Below are 20,108 nucleotides of genomic sequence, written 5' to 3' on the forward strand. Positions count from 1 at the left end.
CGGCTGGATATGGTTGATAGAAAATTTCTATCGAGCAACGGATCAGCTTTATTGATTTCGCGGGTTTTTCCTGTTTTTGAAAAGACTTAGCGTTAGAGCACTATCGACCAGGGAGGGCGCTGCATGACGATGCAGCCTGCAAGTACCGAGATCGCATCGCGCACGGCGGCGATCATTCAGGAGTTGAAGGGCCTCGAAGGTCCGCTGCTGCCTATCCTCCATGAGATACAGGAAGAGTTCGGCCATGTGCCGCAAGACGCCCTGCCCGTCATTGCCGACGGGCTGAACCTCTCCAGGGCGGAGGTGCACGGCGTCGTGACCTTCTATCATGATTTCCGTGCCCGGCCGGCCGGGCGCCACGTGCTCAAGCTCTGCCAGGCGGAAGCCTGCCAGTCGATGGGTTCCGATGCGGTCGCCGCCAAGGTCAAGCAGTTGCTCGGCATCGATTTCCACGAGACCACCCGCGACGGATCGGTTACACTCGAGGCGGTCTATTGTCTCGGGCTTTGCGCCTGTTCGCCATCGGCGATGCTCGACGGCGAGGTGATCGGGCGGCTCGATGACGACAAGATCGACGAGATCATTGCCGAGGTGCGCTCATGATCCCCCGCATCTACATTCCCGGCGATTCCGGCGCGCTCGCGCTCGGCGCCGAAAAGGTCGCCAAGGCTGTTCGCGCGGAACTCGCCGAGCGTGGCATCGAGGCTAAGATCGTACGCAACGGCTCGCGCGGCGCCTATTTCCTTGAACCGATGGTCGAGGTGGCGACAGCCAATGGCCGCGTCGCCTACGGGCCGGTGAAATCCTCCGAGGTCAAGAGCCTGTTCGACAGCGGCTTTCTCACCGGCGGCCACCACAAGCGCTGGCTGGGCGCGCCGGACAAGATCCCGTTCCTGGCCAAGCAGACACGTCTGACCTTTGCCCGCTGCGGCATCAACGACCCGCTGTCGCTCGACGCCTACAAATCGCTCGGCGGGCTGAAAGGCCTGCAGAACGCGGTCGCCATGGCGCCAGCCGATATCGTCAAGCAGGTGACGGAGTCCGGCCTGCGCGGACGCGGCGGGGCCGGTTTCCCGACCGGCATCAAATGGAAGACGGTGCTCGATACGGCGGGCGATCGCAAATACATCGTCTGCAACGCCGATGAGGGCGACAGCGCCACCTTCGCCGACCGCATGATCATGGAAGGCGACCCCTTCGTGCTCATCGAGGGCATGACGATCGCCGGCATCGCCACCGGGGCCACCAAGGGTTTCGTCTATATCCGCTCGGAATATCCGCATGCGGTGGCCATCATGAACAAGGCCGTCGAAATCGCCCGCGAGGCGGGCGTGCTCGGCGTCAACGTGCTGGGTTCCCCTAACGCGTTCGACATGGAAATCCGCGTCGGCGCCGGCGCCTATGTCTGCGGCGAGGAGACCTCGCTCTTGAACAGCCTGGAGGGCAAGCGCGGCGTGGTGCGCGCCAAGCCGCCGCTGCCGGCGATCCAGGGCTTGTTCGGCAAACCGACGGTGATCAACAATGTCATCTCGCTGGCCTCCGTGCCGATTATCATGGACAGGGGCGCCGCCTTCTACAAGGATTTCGGCATGGGCCGCTCGCGCGGCACGATCCCGATCCAGATCGCCGGCAATATCAAATATGGCGGCCTGTTCGAAACGGCCTTCGGCCTGACGCTCGGCGAGATCGTCGATGATATCGGCGGCGGCACGGCGACCGGGCGTCCGGTGAAGGCGGTGCAGGTCGGCGGGCCGCTCGGCGCCTATTTCCCGCGCGCGCTGTTCGACACGCCGTTCGACTACGAGGCTTTCGCCGCGAAGGACGGTCTGATCGGCCATGCCGGTATCACCGTCTTCGACGACACCGCCGACATGCTGAAGCAGGCGCGCTTCGCCATGGAGTTCTGCGCCATCGAAAGCTGCGGCAAGTGCACGCCCTGCCGCATCGGTTCGACGCGCGGGGTGGAGACCATCGACAGGCTCGCCGCCGGCATCGAACCGGAAAAGAACCTGGCTCTGGTCACCGACCTCTGCAACACCATGAAGTTCGGATCGCTGTGCGCGCTGGGCGGCTTCACGCCCTACCCGGTGATGAGCTCGATCACGCATTTCCCCGAGGATTTCAAGCCCGCGCCGGCGCGCGTGGCTGCTGAATAGGAGCTGGCAGATGAACATCAAGGCCGACTTCCCGACGCTCATCGAAGAGCTCGACTACGGAACCCCGGAATCGAAAGCGACGAAGCAAATCACGCTGACCGTCGACGGCCGCAGCATCAGCGTGCCGGAAGGCACCTCGATCATGCGCGCGGCGATGGAGGGCGGGGTCGAAATCCCGAAACTCTGCGCCACCGACATGCTGGACTCCTTCGGCTCCTGCCGCGTCTGCCTGGTCGAGATCGAAGGGCGCGGCGGCACGCCGGCCTCCTGCACGACGCCGGTCGGCGAAGGTATGATTGTACACACGCAGTCGGATCGCCTTGACGCCATCCGCCGTGGCGTCATGGAGCTCTATGTTTCCGACCATCCGACCGGCTGGAACGAAAAGGCCGGCACCGGCGCCAGCGAGTTCGACACGGTGGCGAAGTCGGTCGGCCTGACCGAGAACCGCTACGGCATCGAGGGGCGCAACCACGTCAAGCAGGAAGACGGCGTCGCGCCCGGCCATGGCTCGCTGGCGGTGGACTACATTGCCCGTGATGAATCGAACCCTTACTTCACCTATGATCCGGCCCAATGCATCGTCTGCTCGCGCTGCGTGCGCGCCTGCGAAGAGGTGCAGGGCACGTTCGCGCTGACCATCGAGGGCCGCGGCTTCGAATCGCGCATGGTGGCCGGCATGCACGAGGATTTCATCGCCTCGGAATGCGTGTCCTGCGGTGCCTGCGTGCAGGCCTGTCCGACCGATGCGCTGCGCGAGAAGACCGTGCTCGAGAAGGGCCTGCCGGAGCGTTCCGCCGTCACCACCTGCGCCTATTGCGGCGTCGGCTGCTCGTTCAAGGCCGAGGTGAAGGGCGACGAGGTCATCCGCATGATGCCCTACAAGGAGGGCAAGGCAAACCACGGCCACTCCTGCGTGAAAGGCCGGTTCGCCTACGGCTACGCCACCCACAAGGACCGTATCCTGTCGCCGATGATCCGCGAGAAGGTGAGCGATCCCTGGCGTGAAGTGAGCTGGGAAGAGGCGATCGCCCATACGGCGAAGGAATTCCGCCGCATCCAGTATCAGTACGGACGCGCTTCCATCGGCGGCATCACCTCCTCGCGCTGCACGAACGAAGAGACCTACCTCGTCCAGAAGCTGGTTCGGCAGGGCTTCCGCAACAACAATGTCGACACCTGCGCGCGCGTCTGCCATTCGCCGACCGGCTACGGCCTCGGCCAGACCTACGGCACCTCGGCCGGCACGCAGGATTTCGATTCCGTCGAATTCACCGACGTCGCCGTCGTCATCGGCGCCAATCCGGCTACCGCCCATCCGGTGTTCGCCTCGCGGTTGAAGAAGCGGTTGCGCGAGGGCGCCAAGCTGATCGTGCTCGATCCGCGGCGCACCGAGATGGTCAAGTCGGCGCATGTCGAGGCAGAGTACCACCTGCCATTGAAGCCCGGCACCAATGTGGCGGTGCTGACGGCGCTGGCGCATGTCATCGTCACCGAAGGCCTGTTCGACGAAGCCTTCGTCCGCGAGCGCTGCGACTGGGCGGAGTTCCAGGACTGGGCTTCTTTTGTCGCCCTGCCGGAAAACAGCCCCGAAACCGTCGGCAAGCTGTCCGGCGTCGATCCTGAACTGATCCGCGGTGCAGCGCGTCTCTACGCCACCGGCGGCAACGGCGCGATCTACTATGGCCTGGGCGTGACGGAACACAGCCAGGGCTCGACCACCGTGATGGCGATCGCCAACCTTGCCATGGCCACCGGCAATATCGGCCGGCCGGGCGTCGGCGTGAATCCGCTGCGCGGCCAGAACAATGTGCAGGGTTCCTGCGACATGGGCTCCTTCCCGCACGAATTGCCCGGCTATCGTCATATCTCCGGTGAAGCCGTGCGCGACATCTATGAGAGCCTGTGGGGCGTGAAGCTCGACGACGAGCCGGGCCTGCGCATCCCCAACATGCTGGATGCCGCCGTCGACGGCAGCTTCAAGGGCATCTACATCCAGGGCGAGGACATCCTGCAGTCCGACCCCGACACCAAGCATGTCGCCGCCGGCCTCGCCGCGATGGAATGCGTGGTTGTGCACGATCTCTTCCTCAACGAGACAGCGAACTACGCGCACGTCTTCCTGCCGGGCTCGACCTTCCTCGAAAAGGACGGCACCTTCACCAACGCCGAGCGCCGCATCAACATGGTGCGCAAGGTTCTGGAGCCCAAGGCGCGCTACGCCGACTGGGAGGCGACGCAGGTGCTTGCCCGCGCCATGGGGCTGGACTGGAACTATCAGCATCCCTCCGAGATCATGGACGAGATCGCCAAGACGACGCCGAGCTTCGCCAACGTCTCCTTCGAACTGCTCGACTGTGTCGGATCCGTGCAATGGCCATGCAACGACAAGGCGCCGCTCGGCACCCCGATCATGCATGTCGATGGGTTCGTGCGCGGCAAGGGCAAGTTCATCCGCACCGAATATGTCGCCACGGACGAGAGAACCGGGCCACGTTTCCCGCTGCTGCTCACCACCGGCCGTATCCTCAGCCAGTACAATGTCGGCGCGCAGACGCGGCGTACCGACAATGTCCTGTGGCACTCGGAGGACAGGCTGGAAATCCATCCCCACGATGCCGAAAACCGCGGCCTGCGCGATGGTGACTGGGTGCGGCTGACCAGCCGTTCGGGCGAGACGACGCTGCGGGCGCTGATCACCGACCGGGTGTCACCCGGCGTGGTCTACACCACCTTCCACCACCCGGACACGCAGGCCAACGTCATCACCACCGACTTCTCCGACTGGGCGACCAACTGTCCGGAGTACAAGGTGACGGCGGTCCAGGTCGGTGCCTCCAACGGGCCGTCGGACTGGCAGCGTGACTATGAGGAGCAGGCGCGCAACAGCCGGCGCATCGCTCCGATGCAAGCGGCGGAGTAGTCTTGAGCGCGCCCCGCAAAGCCACGACACAGATCTCGCGGCTGGCGCACCGCGCCAGCGGCACCGCTGCCGCCAACCGCATGGTGCCGGAGGAGACGCCGGTGGCATTCTCCTTTGCCGGCACCACCCATGCGGTGATGATGGCAAGCCCGGCCGACTTCGAGGATTTCGCGCTCGGCTTCTCGCTCACTGAAGGCATCATCGCCGCTCCGGACGAGATCGAGGCGATCGAGGTCGAGGATCTCGGCGCCGGCATCGACATCCAGATCCGGCTGAAGGACCAGGCCAACACGCGCTTCGAAGCGCGGCGGCGGCGGCTTGCCGGACCGGTCGGCTGCGGGCTCTGCGGAATCGAATCCATCGAGGAAGCGATGCGTTCGGTCGACGCCGTCGGTGCGTCAAGACTTACGCTTGGGGCGAATGATATTACCCGCTCGGTCAAACTGCTGTCCAAGATGCAGCCGCTGCACAGCGAAACAGGCGCCGTGCATGCCGCCGGCTTCTACATACCGGGCAAGGGTGTCGTCATGGCGCGCGAGGACGTCGGCCGCCACAATGCGCTGGACAAGCTGGCCGGCGCATTGGCGAAAGCCGGCGTCGATGGCGCTTCGGGTGCCGTGATCGTCACGTCACGCGTCTCGGTAGAGATGGTGCAGAAGACGGCGGCGATCGGCTCTGCCTTCATCATCGCCGTCTCGGCCCCGACCGCGCTGGCCATCCGCACCGCGCAAGAGGCCGGCATGACGTTGGTGGCGTTGGTGCGCGGCGACGATTTCGATGTTTTCACCCAGCCCGACCGCGTGGTTTTCGGAGTTACCCAGCATGTCGCATGACGAAGATCACATCATGAGCACCAGCGAAAAGCTGATACGCATGGCCAACCAGATCGCTGCCTTTTTCCATTCCAGGCCGCGCGAGGAAGGCATTACCGGCGTTGCCGAGCACATCAACAAGTTCTGGGAGCCGAGGATGCGGCGGCAGTTCTTCGAGATGCTGGACAACGGCGCCGCAGGCTTCGACGAACTCGTCGTGGTAGCCGCCGCCAGGATCAAGCGCCCAATCACGCCGGCCGAGGCGGATTTGAAACTCGGGCTCAAGGTTCCTCCGGGCGACGCTGTCGCGTCGCAGAAATAGCCGGGGGCCCGGCAGCTTATATTCCTTTCCGCTAAAGTTTAAGCTGCCGCAATCGACGCGGCTCTGCTATGGTCGGCGATCAGAAATCGTCAGGCCAGGCGGAAAAACTCGTGAGGCCGATCGAGACTCGATATGCCCTAAGCGGCGAGGTGCGGATCGCCTATCAGGTGGTCGGCCAAGGGTCGCTTGATCTCGTCTTCATCCCTGGTTTCATTTCCAATCTCGACCTGCATTGGGAAGACGAGGGCTATACCAGGCTCCTGAAACGGCTTTCGGCATTCTCGCGGCTGATCCTGTTCGACAAGCGCGGCACGGGTCTTTCCGACCGTGTCGATGTCCATCACCTGCCCAGCCTCGAAACCCGCATGGACGATGTGCGCGCGGTGATGGACGCGACCGGCAGCGGTCGGGCCGCGTTGCTCGGGGCCTCCGAGGGCGCGCCGATGGCAATGCTGTTTGCCGCCACATATCCGGAGCGGACGCGAGCACTGGCGCTCTATGGCGGCTATGCGCATTTCCACAAATGGGTGATGCCGCCCGAACGGCTCGAAGCCTTCATCGAAACGGCCGAAACGGGCTGGGGTACCGGCGCCACCTTGCCCAATTTCGCACCCGGTCGGGTGGATGACCCGCATTTCTCGACCTGGTGGGCGCGCTTCGAGCGGCAGTCGGCGAGCCCGACGGCGGCAGCGGCACTGGCACGGATGAACGCGGAAATCGATGTGCGCGGCGTGCTGGCGGCGATCAGCGCGCCAACGCTGCTGATCCACCGCCGCAACGATGCGCGGGTCGATCCCGACGCCAGCCGCTTCCTGGCCAGGAATATCCCGAATGCGCGGCTGGCCGAGATCCCCGGACGCGACCATCCAATCTGGACCGGCGATGTTGACCGGGTGGCCGACCTGATCGAGGAATTCCTCACCGGCGAATGCGCCGTGACAGAAGCCGAACGCGTCCTGGCGGCGCTGCTGGTGACACGCATCTACGACACGGCAAGGCTTGGCGACCGGATGTGGAGCGAACGCAGCCAGCGCTTCCAGGAAACATGGCGAACGCTTGTCGGGCGCCATGGCGGGCGCTGCGTGGATATGCATGGCGAAATGATGATTTCTCGTTTCGACGGGCCAGGGCGTGCCTTGCGTTGCGCGGCGGCGTTGCGCGAGGCGGCGCAGCAAATCGGCGTGGCGAGTGCCCAGGGCGCGCATGTCGGCGAGATCGAGGCGCGCGGGCCACCGGCCGGATTGACCGGCCGCGTTACAATGCACCTCGCCACCCATGCCGGGCGCGGCGACATACTGGCGTCGCGGCTGGTCGCTGACCTGGCGGCCGGCTCCGGGCTTCATTTCGCCGACGCCGGCCGCATCAGCATCGACGAGTTGGATGAGCCCATGGCACTTGTCCGGGCGATGTCCGAACAGCATCTGGAACCGGCCTGCCGCCCCAAGGCCAAGGCGACCGAGCCGGCTTGCCTGACGGCGCGCGAGAGCGAGGTCGTGAATCTGATCGCCGACGGCAAGAGCAATGCAGCGATCGCCGCCGAACTCAGGCTGAGCGAACATACAGTCAAGCGCCATGTCGCCAACATACTGCTCAAGCTCGACCTGCCATCGCGGGCGGCCGCGGCGGCATTTTCCGTCAGGCACACTGGCCTGGATGGGCCATGAGAGCCATGGCGCTTTCGGGCGAAGCGGCCATGCCGATGCAGGCGCTATCAATTCCCCCATGCAGGCCAGGCGGACGTAGCCAGCAAAGCACTGCGAACGGAGGATGAAATGCTCAAGTCGAAACTGAATGTCAGATCACTTTTGATCGCGGCAAGCATTGGCGCACTGTCGGCGATCTCTCCCGCAAAAGCCGAGGACGCATCGGCGACAGCCGCCTACAAGGACATCCAGGCGACGCTCGGCTCGGTGCCGGACATGTTCAAGACACTGCCTGACGTCGCCATCGCCGGTGCCTGGGCCGAGATCAAGGGCGTGCAGCTCAATCCCAAAACCGCACTTGACGGCAAGACCAAGGAGTTGATGGGCCTCGCGGTCGCCTCGCAGATCCCATGCCAGTATTGCATCTATTTCCACACCGAGGCGGCCAAGCTAAACGGCGCAAGCGACGAGGAGATCAAGGAGACGATCGCGATGGCGGCAATCGTGCGCCATTGGTCGACGATACTCAACGGCAGCCAGGTCGATCTGGCGACCTTCAAGAAGCAGACCGACGACGTGTTCGCGGCGGTCAAGGCAAAGTCGCAATGAACGACACTGCCCGTCGATGGACGTCGGCACTTCCCGACATCAACCGCCCGACCGCGAAGATGGGCCATGGAGGATAAAATGTTGACCAAGACTCCCGCAGTGGACGGCACGGCGATCAAGAAGGCGATCGAAGGCCGTGACGGCAAGATGCTGTCGGGCTTCTATGCCGACGATGCGACGGTGCGGGTGATCGACCGCAACAATCCGCCGAGCAAGCCGCGCGAGATCCGCGGTCGCGCGGCGATCAGCATCTTCTGGGACGACATCTGCAGCCGGGCCATGACCCACAAGGTCGATGCCACCGTCGCGCAGGGCGACAGCCTCGCCTTCACCCAGGCCTGTGCCTATCCTGACGGCACGAAAGTGTTCTGCGCGTCGATGCTCGAGCTGAAGGACGGGCGCATCGCCCGGCAGACTGTCGTGCAAGCCTGGGACGAGTAGTCAACCGCGGAGCCTGTCCACCCCGATCGAATGGGATGGAGCTGTCTCAGTGCCGGAGCATGCCCTCAAAATAGGATGCCACTTTTCGGGATCATGCCCGGGCCGTAACCGGAGGAGAAGAAAAATGTTCAGCGCCAGATGGCAGATCGATGCCAAGTTCGGACACAAGCAGACCGTGCTCGAATTGATGAAGAAATGGGAGCGCGAAATCGGCTCACAAGTCGGTCTCGCCGACCTCGAGTTTCGGATCATGACCGGCTCGATCGGCGCCCGGGAGGCGACGGTCGAATCCCATCACCAGGTCGAGAGCCTGGCCCAGTTGGAGGCGTTCTTCGCCAAGATCGGCAAGATCGACGCGCACGCCAAATGGGGCAAGGAGATGGAGCCCTATGTCGTGTCGGGCACCAGCCTGTGGCAGATTTTCCGCATCGTCGAGTAGAAGCGGTCGAGCGCCGGAAGAGGCCGACTGGCACGATGGACAAGAGCGGCCGACGAGCTGCCGCGTTCGTGGTGCAAGCAACCCAAGGACGAGGCTCGGCATCCCGCAGCTTGCGGAAGCCAGCCTATGGCTCTCATGGGCCATCATACCATTGGCCCTTTCGGGCGAAGCAGCGGAGAACCAGATCGGTGCAATGTGCCGCTCCTGCGCTATCCCTAAGCACCCGCCGGATGGCGGTACAAACAAGTAACAAGATTAGTCCTCGCGGCGAAGCCGCATGGCGCGGGCGCAACCAGGGAGAAAACCGATGACCGACGGAACCCATGCAAAACTGCGTGAAGGCCTGCGCGGGGAGTTGATCCTGCGCGAGGATGGTGGATATGACGAAGCGCGCAGGGTCTATAACGGCATGATCGACAAGCGCCCGCTGCTGATTGCGCGCTGTGCCGATGTCGCCGACGTGATCACCGCCGTGGCGTATGCGCGCGACAACGACCTGCTGGTCGCCGTGCGCAGCGGAGGACATAACGGTGCCGGATTGGGGATTTGCGACAATGGCCTCGTCATCGACCTGTCGATGATGAAGGGAGTTCATGTCGATCCGAAAACCCGGACCGTGAGGGTCGCGCCCGGTTGCACCTCGGGTGACGTGGACCACGCCACCCATCCATTCGGGCTCGCCGTTCCGTTCGGCATCGTCTCGACCACGGGCGTCGCCGGCCTTACGCTCGGCGGTGGAACGGGCTATCTCACGCGCAAATACGGCCTCACGATCGACAATCTGATCGAGGCGGATCTGGTGCTCGCCGATGGCAGCCTGGTGACGGCCAGCAAAAGCGACAATCCCGACCTGTTCTGGGCGCTGCGGGGCGGCGGCGGCAATTTCGGCGTGGTGACCAGCTTCCTGTTCCAGGCACATCCTGTGGACATGATCTTCGGCGGCCCGGTATTCTGGGAGGCCAAGGACGCGCCAGCGGTCATGCGTACCTATCGCGATTATCTGCCGGAGGCACCGGAAGAGCTCGGCGCCTTTGTCGGGTTGAAGTCGGTCCCCTCGACCGATCCCTTCCCGCGCGAATATTGGGGCAAGCGCGTCTGCGCCATTATCTCGTGCTACAACGGCACGGAGGAAGACGGGCGCAAGGCCATGGCGCCGCTGCTGGACACCTTGCCCCCACCGATCTTCAACTGGATGGGCGTAATGCCGTTCCCGGCGCTGCAGTCGCTGTTCGACCCGCTCCTTCCGAAAGGCCTGCAATGGTACTGGAAGGGCGATTTCGTCAAATCGCTTCCGGACGAAGCCATCGCGACCCATATCGCACAAGCCGCCCAGGCCCCCAGCGAATTGTCGCTCATGCATCTTTACCCGATCGACGGCGCGGTCCGCCGCGTTGGCAAGGACGAGACCGCCTGGAACGCGCGCGACGCAAGCTGGTCGATGGTCATAGCGGCGATCGATCCCGATCCGGGCAAGGCCGCCGAACTGATCGAATGGGCACGAAACTACTGGGCGAGCATTCATCCCCACAACGGCGAAGGCGGCTACGTGAATTTCATGATGGATGACGAGGGAGAACAGCGCCTGCGGGCGAGCTATGGCGCGAATTACGAGCGGCTGAGCCAGGTGAAGCGGACCTATGACCCATCCAACGTCTTCCGGGTCAACCAGAACATCAAGCCCGCGACATCGGCGGAGCAGGGTAGGACGGCCGCATAGCTGCCGGGCCGCTGATTCTCGTCGGTCCTTTGGGTCACATTCTCCCCGTGAACAGCGTTTACGGGGAGAATGGAAGCCGCGATTACATCAGGCCAAGCTGCTTGTAAAAGCCGAGCGCGTCGTAGTAGTCGCTCTGGGTCGCGATCTTGCCGTCCTTGATGGAAAACATCGAGGCGCCGGTGAAGGAGAACTTCTTCCCGGTCGCGGCCGTGCCATCGCCCCAGGCCCCGGTGTTGGTGCCGGAAAATTCCCATTCGAACGCAACGCGATCCCCGTCGATGACGGGCTTGCCCTTCATCGTCCACACCGCGTCTGGGACCGCTTTGAGGAAGTTGTCGATGACGCCGGTCTTGGCGGCTTCCTTGCCCGTGACCGGCTTGCCTACGGAAGCGTCGTAATAGGTGACCTCGTCGGCGAAATATCCGGCAGCCTTGGCCGAGTCATGCGCATTCCAGGCGGCGACATAGGCTTCGACCACCGCTTGCGCGGTATCGGCGGCAAGGGCAGGCGTTACGGCCAATAGTGTGGCGGCTACGGCCGCGGATGTCAGAAACTGGCGGCGATGCATGGTTCGTTCCTCCCTGGTTGAATGCTTGCGTTTTCTCGAAAATGTTACGTGTGCGCCACCATGACATGGCGCACGGCGGTATAGTCCTCCAGCGCGTAGAGCGACATGTCCTTGCCGTAGCCGGACTGCTTCAGTCCGCCATGCGGCATCTCGTTGGTCAGCATGAAATGGGTGTTGATCCAGGTGCAGCCATATTGCAGGCGGGCAGCCGTCGCCATGGCGCGCGAGACGTCCTTGGTCCACACCGATGACGCGAGGCCATAGTCGCTGTCATTGGCCCATTTCACCGCGTCGTCGACTTCCGAGAAGCGGGTGACCGAGACGACCGGGCCGAACACTTCACGGCGCACGATCTCGTCCTCCTGCAGCGCGCCGGCAACGACGGTCGGCTGGTAGTAGAAGCCGGTGCCCTCGCCCGGCTTGCCGCCGGTGGTGATCTCGATGTGCTTCAATTCGGACGCGCGCTCGACGAAGCTCGACACGCGGTCGCGCTGGCGGCGCGAGATCAGCGGGCCGATCTCGTTCTCGGTATCGTCAGCGCGATCATACTTTATGGTCGAGACGGCGGAGGAGAGATCGGCGACGAGCTTGTCGTAGATCTTCTTGCCGGCATAGATGCGGCAGGCGGCGGTGCAGTCCTGGCCGGCATTGTAGTAACCGAAGGCGCGCAGGCCGTTGACCACAGCACCGAGATCGGCATCGTCGAAGACGATGACGGGCGCCTTGCCGCCAAGCTCCAGATGTGTCCGCTTGACGGACTTGGCGGCGGCCTGCAGCACCTTCTTGCCGGTGGCGACATCGCCGGTGATCGAGATCATGTTGACCTTGGGATGGTTGATCAGCGTGTTGCCGACGCTGTCGCCACGGCCAAGCACGACATTGACGACGCCTTCCGGCAGCACCTCGGCCAGAATCTTCGCCAGCTTCAGCGCCGTCAGCGGCGTCTGCTCCGACGGCTTGAAGACCACGGTGTTGCCGCCGGCGATGGCCGGCGCGAGCTTCCAGGCCATCATCATCAGCGGATAGTTCCACGGCGCTATCGAGGCGACGATGCCGATCGGGTCGCGCCGCACCATCGAGGTGTGGCCGGGCAGATATTCGCCCGCGACGACCCCCGGCATCGAGCGAACCGCGCCGGCAAAAAAGCGATAGCAGTCGACGATCGCCGGTATCTCGTCATTGAGCACGGCATTGATCGGCTTGCCGCAGTTCAGCGCCTCGAGCGTCGCGAACTCATGCGCGGCGGCTTCGATACGGTCGGCGATCTTCAGCAGATAGCCCGAGCGCTGCGCCGGCGTGGTGCGCGACCAACTGACGAACGCTTGTTCGGCGGCACTGACGGCCGCCTCGATCTGCGCTGGGTTGGCTTCGGGCAGGTTGAGAATGTTGGCCCCGGTCTTCGGATTGAGGATCGGCTCCTCGGTTTCGGTGCCTCTCTCGAATTTCGAGCCGATCAGCATCTGGGTGTCCATGAACGTCTCTCCCTTATGAACTGGCGTTATTTGCCCGAACCGGCGATCTGGTCACCGTCGCGGGTCAGGTAATAGGCAAACAGGATCGGCAGCAGCGTCACCAGCACGACGACCATGGCCACGACATTGGTGACCGGGCGCTGGCGCGGGCGGATCAGTTCCTCAAGCATCCAGATGGGCACGGTCTGCTGCTGGCCGGCGGTGAAGGTGGTGACGATGACCTCATCGAACGATAAAGCGAAGGCCAGCATGCCGCCGGCAAGAAGCGCAGTTGCGATGTTGGGCAGCACGACGTGCCGGAAGGTCTGGAAGCCGTCGGCGCCGAGATCCATCGAGGCCTCGATCATCGAGCCCGAGGTGCGGCGGAAGCGGGCGACGGCATTGTTGTAGACGACGACCACGCAGAAAGTGGCGTGGCCGAGCACGATCGTCCAGAACGAGAAGGGGATGTCGGCCAGCGCAAACGCCGAGCGCAGCGCGATGCCGGTGATGATGCCGGGCAGAGCGATCGGCAGGATGACAAGCAGCGAGATCGTCTCGCGGCCGAAGAATTTGGTCCGCGAGACCGCGGCGGCGCAAAGCGTGCCCAGCACCAGCGCAATCGCGGTCGAGATGGCGGCGACGCGCACCGACAGCGACAGCGCCTGCCAGACGTCGGGCCGGTTCCAGGTGACGGCGAACCATTGGGTGGTGAGCCCCGGCGGCGGCCAGACGAAACTCTTCTCCTCCGTGGTGAAGGCATAGACGAAGATCAGCAGGATCGGCAGGTGCAGGAAGAGCAGGCCGCAGGCGGCTGATATCTTCAGGCCGAGGGGGGCGGATTGGCCACGGTCAGAGCGCATCGAAGGCCCCCATGCGTTTGGCGCCCCAGAGGTAGAACCCCATGATGACGATGGGCACCACGGTGAAGGCGGCGGCGAGCGGAATGTTGCCGGCCGTGCCTTGTTGCGAATAGACCGCCTGGCCGATGAACAGGCGCGAGGTGCCGATGATCTGCGGGATGATGTAGTCGCCCAATGTCAGCGAGAAGGTGAAGATCGAGCCGGCGACGATGCCAGGCAGCGCCAGCGGGAACAGCACGTTGCGGAAGGTCTGGCCGGGCGAAGCGCCGAGATCGGACGAGGCTTCCACCAGGTTGCCGGGCACGCGTTCGAGTGCCGCCTGCACCGGCAGGATCATGAACGGCAGCCAGACATAGACGAAGACGATGAAGGTGCCGGTGAACGACACCGACAGCGAGTTGCCGCCGACGACCGGCAACGACAGCCATGCATCGAGCAGCCACAACAGATTGAGCTTGGCGAGCAGCCAGGTGAGGATGCCTTCCTTGGCGAGGATCAGTTTCCAGGCATAGATCTTGACCAGGTAGCTCGACCACAGCGGCAGCATGACGCCGAGATAGAACAGCGCCTTCCAGCGGCCGCGCGCATAACGCGCGGCATAGTAGGCAATCGGGAAGGCGACGATGGCCGAGGCCAGCGTGACCAGCGCCGCCATCGTCACCGTGCGCAGGATGATGTCGAGATTGGCGGCCTGGAACAGGTCGCCATAGGTCTTCAGCGTGAACTGGCGGTTGATGAGGCCGGAGTACTCGTCGATGGAAAAGAAGCTCTGTGCCAGCAGGGCGAACAGCGAGCCGATATAGACGATGCCGAGCCACAACACCGGCGGCAGCAGCATCAGCAGGAGCAGGAATTGCGGCCTGCGCCACAACAGGTCCGACAGCGCGCCACGCATGCCGCCGCTGCCGGGCAGGATGGCGGGGGCGGGATTGGCGTTGAGCGCCGCGACTGTCATGGCGACACACCGTCTTGGGCGGGGGAATGAGAGAAGCCGCGATCCTTCGCGCCCCCCTCTGTCCTGCCGGACATCTCCCCCTCTAGGGGGGAGATCGGCTGTCCCTCCGGACTTCGCCAATCTCCCACGCAGCAGAATTGGCGAGGCCGAGAAACTGCTAATCTCCCCCCTTGAGGGGGAGATGTCCGGCAGGACAGAGGGGGGTGCTTCGCGCGGACCGCCATCATGCCGGCTCATCCATCAGATGCAGGTGCTCGCGATTGAACGTCAGCATCACCGCCTCGCCCTCAGCCGGCAAAGCGGTGCCGGCCGGCACCATGGCGTGAAGCCTCAGCCCATCTGCGTCGAGCGCCAGCCTTGTGGTGGCGCCGAGATAATTCGTGCCGACCAGGCGGGCAGCAACACCGTCCCCGTTCGTTGCGTTTGAAACGCGAATGGATTCCGGACGCAGACTTCCCCAGCGATGCTGGCCGGAATAGCGCTGGACGAAGTCCGGCGGCAACACGTTGGACGAGCCGACGAAGTCGGCGACGAAGCGGGTGCTCGGCCGTTGGTAGATATCCTCCGGCGTGCCGATCTGCATGATCCTGCCGTCGTTGAAAACGGCGACGCGGTCGGCCATCGACAGCGCCTCGCCCTGGTCGTGGGTGACGAAGACAAAGGTGATGCCGAGCGCCTTCTGCAGCGACTTCAGTTCCTCCTGCATGTTTTCGCGCAGCTTCAGGTCGAGCGCACCGAGCGGCTCGTCGAGCAGCAGCACCTTGGGCTGGTTGACCAGCGCGCGGGCGAGCGCGACACGCTGGCGCTGGCCGCCGGAAAGCTGGCCGGGCCGGCGGGCGCCATAGCCGGGCAGCCGCACCAGCGACAACGCTTCTTCCGCCGCCTTGTGCCGCTCGGCCTTGCCAACGCCTTTGACCATCAGCCCGTAGGCGACGTTGTCGAGCACATTGAGATGCGGGAACAGCGCGTAATCCTGGAACACGGTGTTGACGTTGCGGCGGTAAGGCGGCACGCCCTCGGCACGTTCACCGAAGATCGAGATCGACCCCGCCGTCGGCTGCTCGAAGCCGGCGATCAGCCGCAGGCACGTCGTCTTGCCGGATCCGGACGGCCCGAGCATGGCAAAGAACTCGCCCGGTGCGATGTCGAGATCGACCGCATCGACGGCGCGAACGCTGCCGAAATGGCGCGAAACTTTCTGGAAAGAGACGGCTGAGGTCATGGGCCTGTCAGTTCGGTTGCCGGTTAAACGGGTTCGCACGACGCCCTACCTCCCCCTCGATGGGGGAGGTCGCGGCGAAGCCGCGGGTGGGGGTGGTTAGCGCCGAACGTCCGCGCTCCCCCCACCCCGACGCTTTGCGTCGACCCTCCCCCCAAGGGGGAGGGTAAGGGGATCACCGACCGCCGATGACGCCGATATAATCCGACACCCAGCGGTAGTAGGGCACGCACTGGTCGTTCTGGCTGGCGCATTTCGAGACCGGCGTCTTCCAGAACCTGATCTTGTCGAAGTTCTCGTAGCCGTTGGTCTTGCAGCCTTCCTCGCCGAGCAGCTCATTGCCCTTGCAGGCGGCGGGCACGACAGGGAGCGAACCGAACCAGGCGGAAACGTCACCCTGCACTTTCGGCGCCAGCGAATGTTCAAGCCACTTATAGGCGCAGTTCGGATTGGCCGCGTCGGCTTCCATCATGGTGGTGTCGGCCCAGCCAGTGACGCCTTCCTCGGGAACGGTCGAGGCAATCGGCTTCTTGGCGGCGACCAGCGTGTTGACCTGGAACGGCCACGAACCCGAAGCGACAACGCCTTCGTTCTGGAAGTCGTCGACCTGGATCGCCGCGTCATGCCAATAGCGGCCGACCAGCGTGCGCTGGACGCGCAGCAGCGCCAGTGCTGCCTTGTACTGGTCTTCGTTCAGTTCGTAGGGGTCCTTGATACCCAGCTCCGGCTTGTGGAACATCAGGTAGTTGGCGGCGTCGGCAATGTGGATCGGCCCATCATAGGCCTGGACACGGCCCTTGTTGGACTTGCCGTCCGGCAGGTTCATCTCCTCGAACACGACATTCCAGCTCTTCGGCGCTTCCTTGAAAACGTCCGTGTTGTACATCAGGATGTTCGGGCCCCACTGATAGGGCACGCCATAGTGGGCGCCACCGACGGTGAACCATGGCGCATCCTTCAGGCGGTCGTCGACCGTCTTCCAGCTGGGGATGAGATCGGTGTTGATCGGCTGCACGCGCTTGCCGGCGACGAGGCGCAGCGAGGCATCGCCCGAAGCCGTGACGAGGTCGAAACCGCCTTCGTTCATCAGCGAGACCATCTCGTCGGAGGTGTTGGCCGTCTTGACGTTGACCTTGCAGCCCGTCTCCTTCTCGAAGGACGTGACCCAGTCATAACCCTTGTCGGTTTCGCCGCGCTCGATATAGCCCGGCCAGGCAACGATGTTGACCTGGCCTTCGCCCTTGCCGAGTTCCTTGACCTGGGCAATGGCCTGACCTGAGAAGGTCAACGCGACCGTCAGCGCAGTGCATGACTTCAGGAATGAATTCATCATCAATCTCCCATTTTGGCGCCTGGCCCGAAAACCGGTTCCGGTTTTCGCCAAAGGTCATGCGCGGACCGAAAAACTGTCAGTTCGTCGACGGACTTGATGCCGCTCTGGTGGCGGCTTTGGTTCCTGAAGCGCAAGGTGCTTGGAAAATTCCGGTTTCGCAAATTCATTTATCAGAAATGCGGTATCGGTTTTTCCGATATATCAAGCAAAGTCATCAAAGGCGCTGCCGGACCATCCGCTGCGACTGGGCAAGTCCGATGAAGTCGCGCGCCGCCTGCGGCAGACCGGAGCCGCGCCGCCAGACCATGCCGACCTGGACCACTGGCAAAGCGCCGGAAACATCGCGCGATTCGATGCGGTCGCCTTCCAGCGACCAGGGCCGGTAGACAAGGTCGGGCAGCAGCGCCACGCCGGCCCCGGTGGCGACAAGGCTGCGAACGGCTTCCACGGAGCGGGTGCGGAAGGCGACATGCGGCTTGGCGCCGATCGCCGTCAGCAGCTTGCCGGTGTTCTCCTCAATTTCATCGACGGTGAGCATGATCAGCGGCTCGGAGGCGATATCGCCGATGCCGATGATGTCGGCACCGGCGAGCGGATGGCCGAGCGGCAGCCAGAGGCGATAGGCCGAAACTTCGAGGATTTCCGACTGCAACGCCGTGCGATCGCGCAGATTGGACGTGACCATGACGGCAATGTCGAGCTTGCCGCCGATCAACAGATGTTCGAGATAGTCGCCATTGTCCTCGATGGCCGAGACCTCGACGCCGGGATAGGCGCGGCGGTAGCGGGCAAGCAGGTCCGACAGCACATAGCCGGCGACCAGCGAGGTGACGCCGAGTTGCAGCCGGCCCCCGAAAGCGGCCTTCTCGCCGGAAAAAGAGCGGCGGGCGTCGGACACGTCGGCGAGTATCTTCGTGGCGTGGCGCAGGAACTGGTGGCCCTTGTGGGTGACGTTGAGGCCGCGCGGATGGCGGTCGAACAGTTCGACGCCGAGATCGCTTTCGAGTTCCTTGATCGCTTCGGTGACCGACGATTGCGAGATGGAGAGATTTTGTGCCGCGCGCGATACCGTGCCCTGCTCGGCGACGGCGACGAAGAATTGCAACTGGCGGATGGTGAAGGCCATGGCCGGACTAAACACCGCCGCAGCCGCGAAGAAAAGCCAGTGGCAGTGCTTATCCCGTGGCTGGAGAGCCGGCGCTCAGCCGAGCACCAGCCTGATGCGCCGCCGCCATGCGGGGCCGTAGCGCAGTGCCAGCATGAACGCCGTCTCCAGCACCACGACGATGACAATGATGCGGAAGCCTATCGTGAGGGAATCCTGGCCGCTGCCGCGCAGGAGACAGCCGGTCAGCAGGAAGCCCGCATTCCAGATGGCGGCGCCGAGCAACGTCGCCAGGGCGAAAGTCAACGCCGGCGTCTATGCCGCCGGAGACGCGGCACGCGCGACGCACAACATCGCCTTTGCCGTGTCGGGCGGGACGTTCGCGGGCGTATGCGTCCACCAGTCGCTGGTGTTCGGTTAGAACCCGGCTGCGTCGCCCGCGATGCTGAGCCGCGCTCCGGCTTGCGCCAGCGCCGCGGCTATATCGCGCGGCGGTGCCAGGTCGGTGGCAAGCTCGGAAAAGCCGTCGAAGCCGCAGACCTGAACAAGACCCTGACGGCCGAATTTGCTGTGGTCGGTGATGACGAGCGAACGCTGGCCGCGCGACAGCACCATGCGTGCGAATTCGGCCTCTTCCAGATCGTAGTCCATGACACCTGTCACCGCATCGACGGCACCGATGGAGATGATGGCATGGCTGACGGAAAAACGGCTGACGAACTCGATGGCCGGAGTCCCGAACGCAGCGCCTGAATCGCTGCGCAGTTCGCCGCCGGCCATGTAGACCTTGTTGCCGTTGACGGTGGCCAGCGTGCGGGCGATATCCGACGAGTTGGTGACGACCGTCAGGCGCCGGTGGCCGAGCAGCTCCCGCGCCAGGAACGAGGTCGTTGTGCCGGTGTCGAGCATGATCGACTCGCCGTCGCGAATGGTGGCGGCGACCATGCGTGCAATGGCGCGCTTGGCATCGGCATTCTCGCGCATGCGGCGTTCGAACGGCGCTTCGCCGATCATCGACGGCAGGCCGATGGCGCCATGCATCTTCAGCACCGAGCCGTCACTGGTGAGTGGCTTGACGTCGCGACGCACGGTCTCGAGCGAGACGCCCAGCCGGTCGGCCAGGCTGTTGATGGTGATGGTTCCCTCTTCCTGCAGCAGCCGCAGGATTTCGCCATGCCGTTTCGAGTGGATCATCTGAGCGTCCCGAGATTGACCGATTCTAGGGCATTCCTAACGCTTTTAAAGGAAATGCCTTCTGCTTTCGGGCAAAACACCCAAAAAAAGTCACAGCTTTTTATTGACAGCGACGCGACGCTGGCGTGAGATTGACTTCGTGACAGGCTCGGAACTGCCACGGGAGGGTGATGGCAGAGCCGCAACCGACTGGCCAGTTCGTCTGGAACATGCCTGGCGCCAGATTTTTCAGATCCGCGGGGGCGGATGCCGGGTTCAAAAACCGGCCAAGGGGCTCGTCGGTGCGGTGCGGGATACAGTTCCCGGTATCCCGCACCAACGAGGTTTTGCGTTCCTTCTCACCATCGCTATGCCGAAG

The 20,108-nt window shown here is 63.8% G+C and carries 19 protein-coding genes and 1 pseudogene; 11 read left to right on the forward strand and 9 right to left on the reverse strand.

The window, feature by feature from the left end; all coding sequences use genetic code 11:
- Positions 1-123 precede the first annotated feature (123 nt).
- From FJ548_RS13885 to FJ548_RS13930, 10 genes are all read left to right on the forward strand, one after another.
- Positions 124-603 (forward strand): formate dehydrogenase subunit gamma, encoded by a 480-nt coding sequence (locus FJ548_RS13885; protein ID WP_140778128.1) that lies wholly within the window; start codon positions 124-126, stop codon positions 601-603.
- Positions 600-2,156: an NADH-quinone oxidoreductase subunit NuoF gene (locus tag FJ548_RS13890; RefSeq protein WP_140778129.1), complete on the forward strand. Its 1,557-nt coding sequence runs from the start codon at positions 600-602 to the stop codon at positions 2,154-2,156. The genes FJ548_RS13885 and FJ548_RS13890 overlap by 4 nt, the downstream gene beginning before the upstream one ends.
- 10 nt (positions 2,157-2,166) lie before the next feature.
- Positions 2,167-5,079 carry a formate dehydrogenase subunit alpha gene (fdhF, locus tag FJ548_RS13895; RefSeq protein ID WP_140778130.1) on the forward strand — a complete coding sequence of 971 codons (2,913 nt, stop codon included), beginning with the start codon at positions 2,167-2,169 and terminating at the stop codon, positions 5,077-5,079.
- 2 nt (positions 5,080-5,081) lie between these two features.
- Entirely contained in the window at positions 5,082-5,912 is an 831-nt protein-coding gene (gene fdhD, locus FJ548_RS13900) for a formate dehydrogenase accessory sulfurtransferase FdhD (RefSeq protein ID WP_140778131.1), read from the forward strand.
- Positions 5,902-6,213, forward strand: coding sequence for a formate dehydrogenase subunit delta (locus FJ548_RS13905; protein ID WP_140691120.1), 312 nt, complete (start codon positions 5,902-5,904; stop codon positions 6,211-6,213). Before fdhD ends, FJ548_RS13905 begins: the two co-directional genes overlap by 11 nt.
- 110 nt (positions 6,214-6,323) lie before the next feature.
- Positions 6,324-7,877: an alpha/beta fold hydrolase gene (locus FJ548_RS13910; protein ID WP_140778132.1), complete on the forward strand. Its 1,554-nt coding sequence runs from the start codon at positions 6,324-6,326 to the stop codon at positions 7,875-7,877.
- A 108-nt stretch (positions 7,878-7,985) separates the two neighbouring features.
- On the forward strand, positions 7,986-8,465 hold the full coding sequence (locus tag FJ548_RS13915; protein WP_140778133.1) for a carboxymuconolactone decarboxylase family protein: 480 nt from the start codon (positions 7,986-7,988) through the stop codon (positions 8,463-8,465).
- 78 nt (positions 8,466-8,543) lie between these two features.
- Positions 8,544-8,906, forward strand: a complete 363-nt coding sequence (locus FJ548_RS13920; RefSeq protein WP_140691113.1) for a nuclear transport factor 2 family protein — start codon at positions 8,544-8,546, stop codon at positions 8,904-8,906.
- Between the two features lie 124 nt (positions 8,907-9,030).
- The gene (locus FJ548_RS13925; RefSeq protein WP_140612725.1) at positions 9,031-9,345 is read left to right on the forward strand and encodes a hypothetical protein; all 315 of its coding nucleotides are present in this window, start codon (positions 9,031-9,033) and stop codon (positions 9,343-9,345) included.
- A gap of 307 nt (positions 9,346-9,652) precedes the next feature.
- On the forward strand, positions 9,653-11,062 hold the full coding sequence (locus FJ548_RS13930; RefSeq protein WP_140778134.1) for an FAD-binding oxidoreductase: 1,410 nt from the start codon (positions 9,653-9,655) through the stop codon (positions 11,060-11,062).
- 82 nt (positions 11,063-11,144) lie between these two features.
- Here the strand turns inward: FJ548_RS13930 and FJ548_RS13935 are convergent, their stop codons facing one another.
- The 8 genes from FJ548_RS13935 to FJ548_RS13975 form a co-directional block, all read right to left on the reverse strand.
- Positions 11,145-11,630: an ester cyclase gene (locus tag FJ548_RS13935; RefSeq protein WP_140612723.1), complete on the reverse strand. Its 486-nt coding sequence runs from the start codon at positions 11,628-11,630 to the stop codon at positions 11,145-11,147.
- A gap of 44 nt (positions 11,631-11,674) precedes the next feature.
- Positions 11,675-13,102 carry a gamma-aminobutyraldehyde dehydrogenase gene (locus tag FJ548_RS13940; protein ID WP_140778135.1) on the reverse strand — a complete coding sequence of 476 codons (1,428 nt, stop codon included), beginning with the start codon at positions 13,100-13,102 and terminating at the stop codon, positions 11,675-11,677.
- A gap of 26 nt (positions 13,103-13,128) precedes the next feature.
- Complete coding sequence (locus FJ548_RS13945; RefSeq protein ID WP_140778136.1) at positions 13,129-13,944, reverse strand: ABC transporter permease; 816 nt, start codon at positions 13,942-13,944, stop codon at positions 13,129-13,131.
- A complete protein-coding gene (locus FJ548_RS13950; RefSeq protein ID WP_181168791.1) occupies positions 13,934-14,839 on the reverse strand; it encodes an ABC transporter permease in 906 nt (301 codons plus the stop codon). Before FJ548_RS13950 ends, FJ548_RS13945 begins: the two co-directional genes overlap by 11 nt.
- A 283-nt stretch (positions 14,840-15,122) precedes the next feature.
- A complete protein-coding gene (locus FJ548_RS13960; RefSeq protein WP_140691098.1) occupies positions 15,123-16,121 on the reverse strand; it encodes an ABC transporter ATP-binding protein in 999 nt (332 codons plus the stop codon).
- Between the two features lie 172 nt (positions 16,122-16,293).
- A complete protein-coding gene (locus tag FJ548_RS13965; protein ID WP_140778167.1) occupies positions 16,294-17,448 on the reverse strand; it encodes an ABC transporter substrate-binding protein in 1,155 nt (384 codons plus the stop codon).
- 217 nt (positions 17,449-17,665) lie between these two features.
- Entirely contained in the window at positions 17,666-18,577 is a 912-nt protein-coding gene (locus tag FJ548_RS13970) for a LysR substrate-binding domain-containing protein (protein WP_140778137.1), read from the reverse strand.
- A 75-nt stretch (positions 18,578-18,652) separates the two neighbouring features.
- Positions 18,653-18,862 (reverse strand): hypothetical protein, encoded by a 210-nt coding sequence (locus tag FJ548_RS13975; protein WP_246678667.1) that lies wholly within the window; start codon positions 18,860-18,862, stop codon positions 18,653-18,655.
- 4 nt (positions 18,863-18,866) lie between these two features.
- On the opposite strand from FJ548_RS13975, the pseudogene FJ548_RS30425 reads away from it, so the two are divergent.
- A pseudogene (locus tag FJ548_RS30425) lies at positions 18,867-18,977 on the forward strand (NAD(P)/FAD-dependent oxidoreductase); the annotation flags it as partial.
- On the opposite strand, the gene FJ548_RS13985 reads toward FJ548_RS30425, so the two are convergent.
- Positions 18,974-19,750 (reverse strand): DeoR/GlpR family DNA-binding transcription regulator, encoded by a 777-nt coding sequence (locus FJ548_RS13985; protein ID WP_140778138.1) that lies wholly within the window; start codon positions 19,748-19,750, stop codon positions 18,974-18,976. The pseudogene FJ548_RS30425 and the gene FJ548_RS13985 overlap by 4 nt on opposite strands.
- Between the last annotated feature and the right edge of the window lie 358 nt (positions 19,751-20,108).

It is taken from the genome of Mesorhizobium sp. B2-4-17, assembly GCF_006441275.1.
Lineage (GTDB): Bacteria > Pseudomonadota > Alphaproteobacteria > Rhizobiales > Rhizobiaceae > Mesorhizobium.

What these genes read in the sequence shown, in the direction of transcription:
- FJ548_RS13950 (WP_181168791.1), bottom strand. Translation starts at nt 14,839, where the DNA reads ATGCGTGGCGCGCTGTCGGACCTGTTGTGGCGCAGGCCGCAATTCCTG.
- FJ548_RS13920 (WP_140691113.1), top strand. Translation starts at nt 8,544, where the DNA reads ATGTTGACCAAGACTCCCGCAGTGGACGGCACGGCGATCAAGAAGGCG.
- FJ548_RS13970 (WP_140778137.1), bottom strand. Translation starts at nt 18,577, where the DNA reads ATGGCCTTCACCATCCGCCAGTTGCAATTCTTCGTCGCCGTCGCCGAG.
- FJ548_RS13890 (WP_140778129.1), top strand. Translation starts at nt 600, where the DNA reads ATGATCCCCCGCATCTACATTCCCGGCGATTCCGGCGCGCTCGCGCTC.
- FJ548_RS13930 (WP_140778134.1), top strand. Translation starts at nt 9,653, where the DNA reads ATGACCGACGGAACCCATGCAAAACTGCGTGAAGGCCTGCGCGGGGAG.
- FJ548_RS13935 (WP_140612723.1), bottom strand. Translation starts at nt 11,630, where the DNA reads ATGCATCGCCGCCAGTTTCTGACATCCGCGGCCGTAGCCGCCACACTA.
- FJ548_RS13925 (WP_140612725.1), top strand. Translation starts at nt 9,031, where the DNA reads ATGTTCAGCGCCAGATGGCAGATCGATGCCAAGTTCGGACACAAGCAG.
- FJ548_RS13945 (WP_140778136.1), bottom strand. Translation starts at nt 13,944, where the DNA reads ATGCGCTCTGACCGTGGCCAATCCGCCCCCCTCGGCCTGAAGATATCA.
- FJ548_RS13915 (WP_140778133.1), top strand. Translation starts at nt 7,986, where the DNA reads ATGCTCAAGTCGAAACTGAATGTCAGATCACTTTTGATCGCGGCAAGC.
- FJ548_RS13985 (WP_140778138.1), bottom strand. Translation starts at nt 19,750, where the DNA reads ATGATCCACTCGAAACGGCATGGCGAAATCCTGCGGCTGCTGCAGGAA.
- FJ548_RS13940 (WP_140778135.1), bottom strand. Translation starts at nt 13,102, where the DNA reads ATGGACACCCAGATGCTGATCGGCTCGAAATTCGAGAGAGGCACCGAA.
- FJ548_RS13965 (WP_140778167.1), bottom strand. Translation starts at nt 17,448, where the DNA reads ATGAATTCATTCCTGAAGTCATGCACTGCGCTGACGGTCGCGTTGACC.
- FJ548_RS13885 (WP_140778128.1), top strand. Translation starts at nt 124, where the DNA reads ATGACGATGCAGCCTGCAAGTACCGAGATCGCATCGCGCACGGCGGCG.
- FJ548_RS13905 (WP_140691120.1), top strand. Translation starts at nt 5,902, where the DNA reads ATGTCGCATGACGAAGATCACATCATGAGCACCAGCGAAAAGCTGATA.
- fdhF (WP_140778130.1), top strand. Translation starts at nt 2,167, where the DNA reads ATGAACATCAAGGCCGACTTCCCGACGCTCATCGAAGAGCTCGACTAC.
- FJ548_RS13960 (WP_140691098.1), bottom strand. Translation starts at nt 16,121, where the DNA reads ATGACCTCAGCCGTCTCTTTCCAGAAAGTTTCGCGCCATTTCGGCAGC.